Origin of the sequence: Methylobacterium aquaticum (genome assembly GCF_001043915.1) — a bacterium.
GTDB lineage: Bacteria > Pseudomonadota > Alphaproteobacteria > Rhizobiales > Beijerinckiaceae > Methylobacterium > Methylobacterium aquaticum.
Map to the genome: position 1 here is coordinate 1 of NZ_LABX01000030.1, position 12,778 is coordinate 12,778.

The window sequence follows — 12,778 nt, forward strand, 5'->3', positions numbered from 1 at the left end:
CGCCGGCCTGGCCGGCGGCGACGCCCGGCGCTACGCCGCGCCGTTCCCTGCCGATCGCGCGGTGCTCGGCGCCTACGTGGATGCCGGCTACGACCTGGTGGTGACGAGCCGCCAGGACGGCCGCCGGCGCGCTGGCGACATCCACCCCGCGGCGCCGACGCTCCGCCGGTCGCAGGACTTCACGCTCCGCGAGCTGGAGCATCTGCGCACCGACCCGATGCTGATCGTGTCGGGCCTGCGATGAGCGGCCCGTTCGAGGGGTGGGCGGTCCTGGAGCTGATGGGCCACCGCCGCCGCGTCGGCCGCGTCAGGGAGGTCGAGGCCTTCGGCGGCAAGCTCCTGCGGATCGACGTGCCGGCCGGCGATGGCGAGGCGACCGAGTTCTACGGCTGCACCTCGATCTACGCGCTCCGCCCGGTGACCGAGGAGGTCGCCCGCGATCTGGCGAAAACCATGGCCGATCCGCGTCCGGTCCGTCCGGTCGAGTACCGCCCGGAGCGGTACCTCGGCGCCTCGGATGATCTCGTCGACGAGAGGGACTGATGCCCTACGCCCAGAAATCCGACCTCGTGACCCGGTTCGGTGAGCAGGAGCTGATCCAGCTCACCGACCGCGTCTCGATCCCGCCCACGACAATCGACGATGCGGTCCTCGGCCGCGCGCTCGACGACGCGTCGGGCCTGATCGACGGGTACCTGGGCAAGGTCTACGCGCTGCCGCTCGCCTCGACGCCCGCGAACCTCGTCAAGCTCGCCTGCGACATCGCCCGCTACTACCTGCGCGGTGAGAGCGCCGAGAAGGACGGCGCCGTCGCGCGCGCCTACGGCGAGGCGGTGGCCTGGCTGCGGGACGTCTCGCTCGGCCGGGTGAAGCTCGACGACGGCGGAGCCGCGCCGGCCCCGGCGCCGGGCTCGGCCGGGCGCGTCCGGGTCTCCCCCCCCCGTGTTCACCCGCGACAGCTTGCGGGGGTTCTAGATGACCGGCGCGAGCATCCGGATCGAGGTCCAGGACGTCGAGGTCGCGGCGGGCCTCCAGCGCCTGGCCGATACCGGCCGGGACCTGAGCCCGACCATGGAGGCGATCGGCGCGGCGCTGCTGTTCTCCGCGCAGCGCCGGTTCGAGACGCAGTCCGGGCCGGACGGGCAGCCGTGGGCGCCGTTCGCCCCGTCGACCCTGAAGAGCATGCCGGCGCGCCGCAAGCCGCCGTGGCTCCTGCGCGACACCAACCGGCTCTATTCCAGCCTGACCTACGTGGCCGATGCCGGTGCGGTCGAGGTCGGCACCAACGTGGTCTACGCCGCTCCCCACCAGTTCGGCGGCGATATCCCGATCCCGGAGCGGCAGGCCACGGCGACCTTCCGGATCGCGACGCAGGGCGCGGCGACCGCGGCCGACGGCCGGCGCGTCGGCTCGAAGCTCCGGTTCGCGAAGGCGAGCACCCGGGCGAAGAGCGCCCACACCAAGACCTTCACGGTGCCGGCCCATACGATCCGGATCCCGGCCCGTCCCTATCTCGGCATCAGCGCCGACGATCAGGCCGAGATCCTGGCGATCATCGGCGACGACCTGGCCCCGGCCGGGGTGGAGGGTGCGCCGTGATCGTGCCGGAGACCATCGGCCGGCTGAAGACGGCGCCGCAGACCCCGCTGCGCCTCGTCGACGGCGCCGCCGCCCTCGCGGCGATCGGCACCGCGAAGCCTCTCGCGACGCCCGCCGGCTACGTGTTCGTCGCCGAGGAAGCGGCGGCCGAGAACTCCCGGGCGACCGGCGTGCTCCAGCGCGTCGAGATGGACGTCTCCGTCGTGCTGGTCACCCAGAACGTGTCCGACGCCCTGGGCGGCGCCGCGGCCGGCGACGTCGAAGCGCTCAAGGCGTGGACGAAGGCGCAGCTTCTCGGCTGGCAGCCGCCGTCGGCCGAGGACGTCCTGACATACGTCGGCGGGCGCATGGTGCGCGCCCGGGACGGGCTCGTGTGGTGGGAGCTGACCTTCGCCACCGCGACCTACCTGGAGGCTTGAGACCATGCCCGTGCGAGAGGGCGGCAGCTACGCCGCCGACGAGACCGGAGCCGTGACGCGGACCGGCGGCACCGAACAGCCCGACGGCCACCGCGTCGTCGAGGTCGACCCGGCGCCGGAGGTGCCGACCCTGCCGGCCGCTCCCGATCCGGCGCCGGCCGACGCCCCCACCACCCACCACCCGGAGGCGTGAACCGTGGCGCGCAGGTACTTCCGCAAGCTCGCCATCCTGGCGAAGGTCGAGAACAGCTACGCCGTCGACGCCGCGCCGACCGGCGCCGCGAACGCGATCGTGGTCTCCGACGTCTCCGTGACGCCGCTCGAGGGGCAGCGCGTCAGCCGCGATCTCCTGATGCCGTACTTCGGTGATCAGGGCTTCGTGCTCGCCGCGACCTACGCCCGGGTGGAGATGTCGGTCGAGATCGCCGGCGCCGGCGCCGCCGGGACCACGCCCGGCTACGGGCCGCTCCTGCGCGCCTGCGGGCTCGCCGAGGTGGTCACGGCCGGACAGAAGGTCGAATACTTCCCGGTCTCGAAGAACGCGGAAGCCCTGACGCTCTACGCCAACATGGATGGGGTGAACCACGCGCTCGTGGGGGCGCGCGGCACGGTCACCATGACGATCGCGCCGAACGGGATCCCGCGCTACCGGTTCACGCTGTCGGGCCTGCTGGGGCCGGTCACCGACACGCCGCTGCCGACCCAGACCCTCACGGCGTTCCAGAAGCCGCTGGTGGCGTCGAAGACCAACACGACCTTCAGCCTCCACGGTCTCCAGGCCGTGATGGAGAGCCTGTCGATCGACCTCGGCAACCAGGTCGAGCCGCGCATGCTGATCGGCTCGGAGAGCATCGAGATCGTCGACCGGAAGGTCTCGGGCACGACGGTGATCGAGGCGGTGAGCATCGCGACGAAGGACTGGTACACGATCGCCCGCAGCTCCGTCGTCGGCGCAATGACCTGCCAGCACGGCACGGTCGCCGGCAACATCGTCGAGATCGCGGCTGCCGCGGTGCAGATCGGCCAGCCGACCTACGGCAACACCCAGGGCATCACCAACACGAGCCTGCCGCTCGTGGTCTGCCCGGTCGCCGGCGACGACGAGATCGTCATCCGCGTCCGCTGACCGGCGGCGCGAGCCGCCCCTTCAACCCGCCTTCAACGCCTGTTCACGGGAGCCTTTGTCATGTTCGTCGTCGCCTCGCAGCGCCTGTTCTGGTGGCCGGTCACGGTCTCGATCCCGCATCCGACCGAGGCCGGGCGGCAGGAGAAGCACACCTTCGACATGCAGTTCCGGGCGCTGCCCCAGGACGAGGCGCGGCGGATCGACGAGGAACGCAACGCTCTTCCCGAGGACGAGCAGGCGGCGCGGATGTTCGACTTCATCCACCAGGTCGCCGTGGGCTGGCGCGACGTGGTCGCCGAGGACAAGACCGACGTTCCTTTCTCGCGCGAGCTGCTGGAGCAGCAGCTCCAGTTTCCGTGGTTCCGCGACGGGATCCTGCGCGCCTACGAAGAGGCCGTGACCGGCGGTGAGGCCCGCCTGGGAAACTCCGCCGCGCCGCGCGTGCATTAGCGCACGTCTGGACCGGCCGGGCCGACCCCGAGACCGCGGGGCGGCTCGACGCCGAGGCAATCGCGCAATTCGCGGCGCTCGGCGTCGCGGTCCAGGCCGGCCCCGAGGTGGATGCCGGCGACGCTCCGATCGAGGTCTGGGATGACCACTGGCTCGCCTTCAGCGTGTTCCGTGCGCTCGGCTCGCAATGGCGGGTTCTCGTCGCCGGCAAGGCGGTCGTGCATCTCGGCCTCGACTATCCGGGCGCCGAGGTCGTGATGCGCCACCTCCTGCCGCCCGGCACCGACGCGAGCGCCGTGTTTGCCGACCTCATGCTGATGGAGGCCGCAGCCCTCCCGATCCTCAACGAGGTGGTCGGATGACGCTCCAGCTCGCGGTCAGGATCACGGGCGACGCCAGCTCGCTCCAGCAGAGCGCGGTGGCGGCGTCGGCTGCCGTGAAGAGCGTCGGCGCGGCCAGCGCCTCCGCAACCGCCGAGATGGCGGCGCTTGGTCGGGCGGCCGATACGACGCAGACCAGCGTGGAGGCAGTCGCGGCCAGCGCCGGCCGTGTTCGCGATGCCTCCGGCCGGTTCGTCGGCGGTGGGGCGGCCGGTGCGGCGCCACCCGGCGCACAGGCCATGCCGAGCGCCGGGCCGGTGGTGCCACCCCGCTCGCCTCAGGCTGCCGGCGCACCCGTCAACGACAACGGCGGCCGGCCGACCTTGCGGGCCGACCAGTGGAAGAACCTCGGCTTCCAGGCCAACGACATCGCGACGTCGTTCGCGGGCGGCCTGCCGATCACTCAGATCCTGGCGCAGCAGGGCGGCCAGGTGGTGCAGGTGCTGGCCGATGCACCGGGCGGCGTCGCCGGCGGCCTGAAGGCGGTCGCGACCCGGGCGATGGAGATCCTGACCCCGGTGCGCTTGGTGACGGCCGGGTTCGTCGGGCTCGCCGGCACGCTCGCCTATCTCGGCGTGAGCTGGACCCGGTCGCAGGACGAGATCAAGACCGGGCTGATGGGCATCGGCGCGATGTCGCGCGCCACGGTGGCCGACATCAACCGCATCGCGGAGGCGTCGGCCGCCGGCGGCAGGATCGGCCGGGGCGATGCGCGCGACGTCGCGGCGCAGATCGCCGCCACCGGCCGGGTCGACGTCTCGCAGATCCAGGGTGTCACGGACCTGGCGCCCGGGCTCGCCAAGCTCACCGGCAAGAGCATCCGGGATGCCGGCGGCGATCTCGCCAAGATGTTCGCGGACCCGATCAAGGGTGCGCAGGCGCTTAACGAGATCGTGGGCGGGCTCAACGCCGGAACCCAGAACTACATCCGGACCCTGATCGAACAGGGCAGCCGGCAGGAGGCGGTCCGACAGATCGTCCTGGCGTTCGGCCCTGACCTGGAGAAGGCGGCCGAGAAGACGAGCCTATGGGGCCGCGCCTGGGAATGGGTGGCGAACCAGGCGGAGCGGGCAGGCGCCGCGGTTGCTCGGCCGTTCATGCCGACGACGGCCCAGCAGCGCCTGGATAAGGCTCGGGAGGATCTGAACCAGCTCCGGGGGGCTCAGACGCAGCCATCCCCGACGACGGGACTGTTCGGTGGTCTAACGCAGGATCAGATGCGCCTGCGGGCCGCGCGCGCCGCGCCGCAGAACGGCGAGGCGATCAAGGCCAAAGAAGCCGAGATCAGGAAGGAAGAGGAGCTTGCGGAGCGCGAGAAGCGGACCGCAGAGGCCTCCGCCGCCCGCAAGCTCGCCGCCGAGCGCTCGCAGACTGCCGAGGCCGCAGTGCGGGCGACGCAGCCCGAGATCGGCGCGCTCGAACAGCTTGAGACCCGCTACAAGACCCTGAAGGCGGCACAGGGCGACCTGGACGCGCTGTCGGGCATGTCGGCCGCGGCGCGCGGGCAGCTCACCGACGCGGTCGCTGCTGCCGAAGGCGGCCTCAAGACCTTCATGTCGGCGCAGGAGCGGGCGCGCGCCTCCGAGAGCCTGACCATCCGCTCGATCGAGGCGAGGACCGCGGCCGAGAAGGCAGCGGTCGCGGCCGAGCGGGAGCGCCTGGCGCTGGCCGGCCAGGCCATCAGCGAGGATGATCGCCGCCAGCGTATCGAGGCGGCGCGCCAGGCCGTCCTGGCGCAGACGAACCGCGACAGCCAGGACCGCCTGCGCACCGCCAACGACAACGCCGCCTCGGCCGGCTTGCTGCCCTACCAGCGCCAGCAGGCGGACCTTGAGGCGAAGTACCGGCGCCAGAACCGCGAGGATCAGGGCAGCCCCGAGGCCCTGGCGAACAACCGGGCGGCGCAGGCGGCCGAGCGCCGGGCGATCGACGCCGAGGCGATCGGCGGCCCCTTGCGCGATGCCAACCGCGGCCTGGCGGAGCAGGTCGCGGCCCTGCGCAATCAGCAGCTCGCCTTCGGCGCCTCGACCGAGGCCGCCGCCCGTATGGCTGCTGCGCAGGAGCTGATCAACCGCTACACCGCGCAGGGCGTCCCGGTCACCGCCGACCTGAAGCGGGGCATCGACGCCTACGCCGCCTCGGCCGGCAAGGTGGCGGCAGCGCAGGAAGACTTGCTGCGCCGCCAGCGCGAGGTGATCGGCGGCCTCGACGACGTGCGCGGCGGCATCCGCGGCGGGCTCACCGGCATCTTCTCGGACGTGAGCCAGGGGAAGAACCCCCTCGACGGGATCACCAGCTCGATCAGCGGGCTCGCGAGCCGCGTCTTCGACCGCACCGTCTCGGGGCCGCTCGTCAACACCTTGCTCGGCCAGGACGGCAAGGCCGGCGGCGGGCTCTTCGGCGACGGCATCGCCAGCATCTTCGGCAAGGCGGCCGGCCTGCCCTCGGCCGACATCACCGCCGGCATCGTCAACGTCACCGGCCCGGTCTCCGGGATCCCGGGGCTGACCGCCGCCAACGGCAACGCGCCGTCGGCCGCCTCGGTCGCGACCGGCCTTACCGGTGGCGCCTCGTCGGACCTGGAGCGGTACGCCAAGGCCATCCGTACGGTCGAGAGCGGCAGCGCGGCCGGCCGTTACGACGCGCTGGGCCCCATCACGAAGTCGGGCGATAGAGCGTATGGCGCCTACCAGGTCATGGGCTCGAATATCCCGTCCTGGACGAAGGATGCGCTCGGCAAGAGCATGTCGCCCCAGGAATTCCTGGGCGACAAGGCCGCCCAGGATGCCGTCTTCGCCAAGCAATTCGGGGCCTCTGTCTCGAAGTACGGCAACGCGAACGACGCGGCGAGCGTGTGGTTCACCGGCCGCCCGCTCGCCCAGGGCGGGGCTGCCCGGGACGTGCTCGGAACGACCGGCAACGGCTACGTCGACAAGTTCAACGCCGCGCTGCCGCCGGCGGCGCCCGCGGCCACCGCAGCCGCTCCGGTCGCCACCGGCCTCGACGCCTCGCTCCAGCAGGTCAACACCTCCGCCCAGGCCGCGTCGCAGGGCGTGGCGTCGCTCGGCACCGACCTCGCGGCGCTCCCCGGACCCCTGACCCAGACCAGCCAGGGCCTGACCCAGGTCGGCAATTCGCTCGGCGGCTCCGGCGGCGGCGGGTTGCTCGGCATGCTGTCCAGCCTGTTCGGCGGCGGCGGGGCCGCCGGCGCGCCGGCCGCGACCGTGGCTGCGGCCACCGGCGGCCACATCCGCGGCCCCGGGACCGGCACCTCGGACAGCATCCTGGCGCGCGTCTCGAACGGCGAGTTCGTCATGAACGCAGCCGCGACCGCCCGTAACCTGCCGCTGCTCCACGCCCTCAACGACAACCGCCTCCCGATGTTCGCCGAGGGCGGCCTCGTGGGAATGCCGGCCCCAGTTATGGCCCGGCGCGACGAGGTCGAGCGGCGCGGGGCCGTGGGTGACGCCGCGGCGGCACCCGCCGGTCCGCCGGAATTCCACATCCACGACAACGTCGGGGTGTCGAAGACCACCAAGACCTCGAAGACGGAGCGCGGCGGCACCCGGATCGACACGTACCTGGACGAGGCCGTGGCCGGCCTGATGGAGAAGCCGGGCTCGCGCACCGGCCGGATGATGCAGAGCGGCTGGGGCCTCTCGCGCAGCCTGGTGAAGCGCTGATGGCGATCCCGTTCTGGCCCGACGAACTGCCGAAGCACTTCGAGCGCGAGGGGTTCCAGCGCACCCGCGGCGACGGGCGCCTGCGCTCGAAGACCACCACCGGCCCGGGCAAGGAGCGCCTGCGCTCGCGCGCGATCGTCGACCCCTTCACCGCGAAGCTCAAGGTGACGAGGGCGCAGCTCCGCCGCTTCGACGCGTTCCTGGATCAGGATCTCGCCGGCGGCACGCTGCCGTTCCTGATGCCCGATCCGCTCGGCGGCCTGCCGATCCTCGTCAAGATCGGCGAGGACATGCCGTCCTCGGTCCCGGATCACGGCGACAACTGGATCCTCGCCCTCGCGCTCGACAAGCTCTGGACCGGCACGATCGAGCCGGGCTTGCCGGTGCTCCCGGCCGGCTACGCCTACGTGACCATGGGCGGCGCCTACGTCATCGCCGACGGCATCCCGGTCATCGCGAGGGTGTCATGAGCCGGCGCCTCTCCGCCTCCTTCCGCGCGAAGCTCATGGCCGAGCGCGCCGACGAGGACGGCGTCTCGCTCGTGACCATCCGGCATGACCTCCTGCCGGAGCCGATCCGGTTCACGAGCCACCCCACCGACTGCCTCGGGATCGATCCGCTGCGCTACGGCACGATCTCGCGCGGGATCCTGTTCGATTACATCGAGCACCAGATCACGCTGCCGGAGGATGCCGACGGCACGGCGCCGGCGTTCGAGATCCAGCTCTCGAACATCGGACGCGAGACGATCCAACTGCTCCAGTCGACCCTGGAGCCGGCGGCCGTGACCGTCGAGATCGTGTCGCGCACCCAGCCGGACACCGTCGAGATCGAGTGGCCGGACTTCGACCTGGTCTCCGCCGATTACGACGAGGAACTGGTGACGCTGGGGCTGGCGATCGACGCCATGGCGACCGAACCGTATCCCTGCGACAGCATCGCCCCCTCGGGCTTCCGGGGGCTGTTCTGATGGCCGCCGCGTTCGACTTCTCGGACTACGTCGGCATCCCCTGGCTCGACCGCGGGCGGGACCTGCGCGGCTGCGACTGCTGGGGCCTGCATCGGCTGGTGCGTCTCATCGGTACCGGGGTGCTGCTGCCGAGCCATGACGACGGCTACGCGGGCCCGGCCGACTGCGCCGCGATCCAGGACCTGATCGACGGCGGCCGGGGCCGCTGGGAGCCGGTCCACGCCGGCGGCGACCCGTTCGACCTGGTGCTCCTCTACGACCAGCCCTGGCATGTCGGGACGCTCGTGCGGCCAGGCCTGATGCTCCACGTGCCCGAGGGGCGCACGAGCGTCATCGAGACGATCTCGACCGGGCGCTACCGCCGGCGGATCGAGGGCATCTACCGCTACCGGGGGCTCGCATGACGGCGCTGATCCGCGCGCCTCTGTGCGGCGAGGTGCTGGGCGCCGACGACGCCGTCACGGTGATCGCCGCGCTCCACCCGACGAGTCCGTCCCGCGAGACGCTGACCGCGCCGGCCGGCCTGTCGATCGCCGAGATCGTGGACCTCGCGCTCGCGCACCGCCCGGTCGGCATGCGGCGGAGCGTTCGCGTCTCGATCGGGGCCGATCCGGTGCCCGAGGCTCTGTGGCGCTCGGTCCGCCCGCGGGCCAGGACCGTGGTGGTCCTGCGCGCCGTCCCGGGCAGCGGGGCGGGCGGGCTGTTCCGGGCGATCGCCATGCTGGCCGTCGCGATCCTGACCGCGTTCGTCGCGCCCTACCTCACCCCGATCCTCGGCACGATCGGCACCATCCTCGTCACGACGGCGATCACCGTCGGGGCCGGCCTGCTGCTGAACGCCCTGTTCCCGGTCAACGCGAAGAAGGCGGACACGGGGCAGGTCTACTCGATCGCCGGCAACCAGAACCTGGCGACGCCCTACCAGCCGATCCCGATGCTCCACGGCACGACGCGGGTCTATCCCCGCTACGCCGGTAGCGCCTACAGCGAGTTCGAGGGCGACAACCAGATCCTGCGGTTGCTCTACCTCTGGGGCTACGCGCCGATCGACGTCACGAAGCTGCGGCTCGGCGAGACGCCGCTCGACACGTTCCGGGACGTCGAGGTCGAGACCTTCGACGTCCACCCGGGCGGGCCGCAGCCGACGCTCTACCCGATGACGGTGGTGCAGCGGGACCTCAACATCGAGGTGAAGCAGGTCGACGGCTGGACCACCCGCACGACGTCCGACGACTGCACGGAGTGGGCGCTCGACTTCGGCTGCCCGAACGGGCTCTCCGCGACCAAGGCCAGCGGCGACGTGATCGTGCTCACGGTCCAGATCGCGATCGAGCAGAGCGTAGCCTACGCCGAGGACTGGCAGCCGGTGCAGACGCTGACGCTGGCCGCGGCCTCGAACCGGCCGATCCGCGTCACCGTGCGCCGCCCGGTCGAGAGCGGGACGTACGACATCCGCTGGCGCCGCCTGACCCCGGATACCGAGGGCAACCCGAAGCTGATCAGCGCCACCGTCGTGACCGCGATGCGCAGCTACAAGGCCGGCACGCCCATCACCTTCGGCAAGCCCGTCACGGTCACGGCGCTCCGGATCCGCGCCACCTCGCAGATCTCCGGCATCGTCGACAACCTCAACGCCGTCTGCACCGGGCGCCTGCGGGCCTGGAACGGCTCGGCGTGGGTCGACAGCTCGGTCAGCTCGAACCCGGCCGACCAGCTCGTGCGCGTGCTCCAGGGTCCGGCCAACGCCCGGCCGATCGCGGATGCGCGCATCGACTGGACGACGATCCAGGAATGGCACGCCTGGTGCGCGCCGCGGGGCTACCGGTACGACAAGCTCCACACGGAGCGGCAATCGGTGCTCGACACCGCCCAGGACATCGCCTCGGCCGGCCGCGCCGCGGTGCTGTTCCGCGACGGAATGTGGAGCGTGGTGTGGGACGCTCCCGACGCGCCGATCGTCGCCCACTTCACGCCCCGCAACTCGTGGGCCTTCCGCGGGAAGCGCTCCTACCGGCGGCTCCCGCACGGCTACCGGATCAAGTTCAAGAACAAGGATCGCGACTGGCGCGACGACGAGATCATCGCCTACGCCGACGGCTACAGCGCAGCGAACGCGACCCTGTTCGAGGAACTGGAGTTCCCCGGCCAGACCGACCACGCGCTCAGCTGGCGCCACGGCCGCTACCACGACGCGCAGATCCGCCTGAGGCCGGAAGACTACTTCCTCTCGGCCGACATCGAGAACCTGGTCTGCACCCGCGGCGACCGGGTCCGCGTCACCCACCCCGTCCCGGCCTGGGGCCTCGGCTCCGGTCGCGTCGTGGCCCTCGTCGGGGACCTCGTCGCCCTCGACGAAAGAGTGACCATGGAGGCGGGCAAGGATTACTGCATCCGGTTCCGCCTCGCCGACGAGACGGCGATCGTCTGGCGGGTGCTGACCGCGCCCGGCACGGTCTCCGACCTCACGCTCACCAACGGGACCGACGGCATGCCCCGGCCGGCCGCCGGCGACCTGTGGATGTTCGGCGAGGTCGAGCGTGAGACCGTCGTTTTGCGCGTGAAGAAGATCTCGCCGGGCGAGGATCTGTCCGCCGAGCTGCACCTCGTCGACGACGCGCCCGGGATCGCGCTCGCCGATCAGGGCGCTGCTCCCGACGTGGTCGACGTGCCCGTGACGCCCGATCCGGCGACGCGCCAGCCGATCAACGTGCGCGCCGTCGAGGGCTCGACCGGCGCGGCCGGCGGCTACGTGCCGACGGTGACGCTGCTCTGGGAGACCCCGGTCGGCGGGCCGCTCGTCGACCGCTTTGAAGTGGCCGTAAAGGGGCCTGGAAGCGCCGATTACGGCCTGCCCGTCGGCGTGCCGGCGACGGACCGTCACTACACCTGGCAGAACCTGCCGCCCGGCCTGACCGCGTTCCGGGTCCGCACCGTGTTCGTGGAAGGCTCGCCGCTCGCCTCGGGCTGGGCGACGACGACGCTCCAGGTCGTGTCGTGGTCGATGGCCCCGCCGCCGGTGACCGATCTCGCGGCACAGGTCTACGCCGGCCAGGCGCTGTTCTCGTGGGGCGCGCCGGCGAGCGACGTGGCGCGCACGGAGCTGCGCTACACCCCCGCCACGAGCGGCGCGACCTGGGAGAGCGCCAGCCTTCTGGTCAGCAGGATCGACGGCACCAGCGTCGCGGTGCCCTACGCGGCCGGCACCTATCTCGCCAAGCACGTCAACGGCGGCGGCGTTTACTCGAGTGACGCGACCGCCCTGGTGCTGACCGCGGCCTCGCTCCCCGGCGTCGCCGCCGGCGAGGTGTTCGACTACGCCCCGTTCGGCGGCGTGCATTCCGGGACGGTCGAGGCCGACGGCGGCGTGCGCCTGGCGGCCGACGGCGCCGGCGGCGTGGTCGCCTCGGGGATCTACGCGCCGGCCGAGACGATCGACCTCGGCGGCGTGTTCCTGGTCCGGGTCTCCGGCTCGCTCATCGCCCACGGCCTCGATCTCACCGCAGGCAGCGGCGGCGCGCCAGACATCTACGGCGTCGACCCGTCGGGGTGGTCGGCGGAACTCCAGCTGCGCACCACCCGTGACGATCCCGCCTCGTCGGCTGCGACCTGGACCGAGTGGGCGCGCTTCATCGCCGGCGACGTCCAGGCCCGCGGCCTCGCGGCGCGGGTGCGCCTCGCGAGCCTCGCCGACCGGATCTCGCCGGTGGTCGAGCTGGTGCAGCTGCGGGCTGAGGTCGAGGCGCGCACGCTCGGCGTCCCGGCAGTGACCGTGCCGGCGGCCGGGCGGAGGGTCGCCTTCCAGCCGGCCTTCCAGGGGACGCCGACCCTCGCGGTCACAGGCCTCGACCTCTCGTCGGGCGACCGCCTGGCGGTCACCAACCGCGGCGGCGACGGCGCCGACCTGCGGATCTTCAACAGCGCCGGGACCGCCGTGGAGCGGACCCTCGACATCCTCGCATTCGGCTACGGGACACGGGTGGCGTAATGGCTGGCACCGTCGACATCGCACAGGTCATCGCGGCGAACCCCGCGCTCCGCGGCTCCGCCGGCGCCGGCACGGCGCTGCGGATCGCGGGCGGCTTCGTCCAGTGGAAGCGCGACGACGTCGCCGACTGGTCCAACCTCGTCGCCGTCGCAGCCCTCACCGGCCC

General features: G+C 72.2%; 13 protein-coding genes and 1 pseudogene. All 14 read left to right on the forward strand.

Features of this window, described 5'->3' with window-relative positions:
• On the forward strand, positions 1 to 244 hold a 244-nt coding region (locus tag VP06_RS36985), incomplete at its 5' end, for a hypothetical protein (RefSeq protein ID WP_048462519.1).
• Positions 241 to 543, forward strand: a complete 303-nt coding sequence (locus VP06_RS03805; RefSeq protein ID WP_053081515.1) for a hypothetical protein — start codon at positions 241 to 243, stop codon at positions 541 to 543. The genes VP06_RS36985 and VP06_RS03805, both read left to right, overlap by 4 nt.
• Positions 543 to 917 (forward strand): annotated as a pseudogene (locus VP06_RS38900) (gp436 family protein); the annotation flags it as partial. The gene VP06_RS03805 and the pseudogene VP06_RS38900, both read left to right, overlap by 1 nt.
• Before the next feature lie 58 nt (positions 918 to 975).
• Positions 976 to 1,599: a phage virion morphogenesis protein gene (locus tag VP06_RS03810; RefSeq protein WP_053081516.1), complete on the forward strand. Its 624-nt coding sequence runs from the start codon at positions 976 to 978 to the stop codon at positions 1,597 to 1,599.
• Positions 1,596 to 2,018, forward strand: coding sequence for a phage tail terminator protein (locus VP06_RS36990; RefSeq protein WP_048462520.1), 423 nt, complete (start codon positions 1,596 to 1,598; stop codon positions 2,016 to 2,018). The genes VP06_RS03810 and VP06_RS36990 overlap by 4 nt, the downstream gene beginning before the upstream one ends.
• 4 nt (positions 2,019 to 2,022) lie before the next feature.
• Positions 2,023 to 2,211: a hypothetical protein gene (locus tag VP06_RS03820; protein WP_048462521.1), complete on the forward strand. Its 189-nt coding sequence runs from the start codon at positions 2,023 to 2,025 to the stop codon at positions 2,209 to 2,211.
• A gap of 3 nt (positions 2,212 to 2,214) precedes the next feature.
• Positions 2,215 to 3,144: a phage tail tube protein gene (locus VP06_RS03825; protein ID WP_048462522.1), complete on the forward strand. Its 930-nt coding sequence runs from the start codon at positions 2,215 to 2,217 to the stop codon at positions 3,142 to 3,144.
• Positions 3,145 to 3,204: 60 nt separating this feature from the next.
• Positions 3,205 to 3,594 (forward strand): hypothetical protein, encoded by a 390-nt coding sequence (locus tag VP06_RS03830; protein ID WP_048462523.1) that lies wholly within the window; start codon positions 3,205 to 3,207, stop codon positions 3,592 to 3,594.
• Positions 3,595 to 3,701: 107 nt separating this feature from the next.
• Positions 3,702 to 3,956, forward strand: coding sequence for a DUF1799 domain-containing protein (locus tag VP06_RS03835; protein WP_048462524.1), 255 nt, complete (start codon positions 3,702 to 3,704; stop codon positions 3,954 to 3,956).
• Positions 3,953 to 7,657, forward strand: a complete 3,705-nt coding sequence (locus tag VP06_RS38515) for a phage tail length tape measure family protein (RefSeq protein ID WP_048462525.1) — start codon at positions 3,953 to 3,955, stop codon at positions 7,655 to 7,657. The genes VP06_RS03835 and VP06_RS38515 overlap by 4 nt, the downstream gene beginning before the upstream one ends.
• A complete protein-coding gene (locus tag VP06_RS33605) occupies positions 7,657 to 8,127 on the forward strand; it encodes a hypothetical protein (RefSeq protein WP_053081517.1) in 471 nt (156 codons plus the stop codon). The genes VP06_RS38515 and VP06_RS33605 overlap by 1 nt, the downstream gene beginning before the upstream one ends.
• The gene (locus tag VP06_RS03850; RefSeq protein WP_048462526.1) at positions 8,124 to 8,627 is read left to right on the forward strand and encodes a hypothetical protein; all 504 of its coding nucleotides are present in this window, start codon (positions 8,124 to 8,126) and stop codon (positions 8,625 to 8,627) included. Before VP06_RS33605 ends, VP06_RS03850 begins: the two co-directional genes overlap by 4 nt.
• Positions 8,627 to 9,031 (forward strand): NlpC/P60 family protein, encoded by a 405-nt coding sequence (locus VP06_RS03855; protein WP_048462527.1) that lies wholly within the window; start codon positions 8,627 to 8,629, stop codon positions 9,029 to 9,031. The genes VP06_RS03850 and VP06_RS03855 overlap by 1 nt, the downstream gene beginning before the upstream one ends.
• A complete protein-coding gene (locus VP06_RS03860; protein ID WP_048462528.1) occupies positions 9,028 to 12,612 on the forward strand; it encodes a host specificity factor TipJ family phage tail protein in 3,585 nt (1,194 codons plus the stop codon). The genes VP06_RS03855 and VP06_RS03860 overlap by 4 nt, the downstream gene beginning before the upstream one ends.
• Positions 12,613 to 12,778: the final 166 nt, after the last annotated feature.

Excerpts from the sequence above, each read along its gene's own strand:
- VP06_RS03855 (WP_048462527.1), top strand. The coding sequence starts at position 8,627 with ATGGCCGCCGCGTTCGACTTCTCGGACTACGTCGGCATCCCCTGGCTC.
- VP06_RS03820 (WP_048462521.1), top strand. The coding sequence starts at position 2,023 with ATGCCCGTGCGAGAGGGCGGCAGCTACGCCGCCGACGAGACCGGAGCC.
- VP06_RS03830 (WP_048462523.1), top strand. The coding sequence starts at position 3,205 with ATGTTCGTCGTCGCCTCGCAGCGCCTGTTCTGGTGGCCGGTCACGGTC.
- VP06_RS03850 (WP_048462526.1), top strand. The coding sequence starts at position 8,124 with ATGAGCCGGCGCCTCTCCGCCTCCTTCCGCGCGAAGCTCATGGCCGAG.
- VP06_RS33605 (WP_053081517.1), top strand. The coding sequence starts at position 7,657 with ATGGCGATCCCGTTCTGGCCCGACGAACTGCCGAAGCACTTCGAGCGC.
- VP06_RS03805 (WP_053081515.1), top strand. The coding sequence starts at position 241 with ATGAGCGGCCCGTTCGAGGGGTGGGCGGTCCTGGAGCTGATGGGCCAC.
- VP06_RS03860 (WP_048462528.1), top strand. The coding sequence starts at position 9,028 with ATGACGGCGCTGATCCGCGCGCCTCTGTGCGGCGAGGTGCTGGGCGCC.
- VP06_RS38515 (WP_048462525.1), top strand. The coding sequence starts at position 3,953 with ATGACGCTCCAGCTCGCGGTCAGGATCACGGGCGACGCCAGCTCGCTC.
- VP06_RS03810 (WP_053081516.1), top strand. The coding sequence starts at position 976 with ATGACCGGCGCGAGCATCCGGATCGAGGTCCAGGACGTCGAGGTCGCG.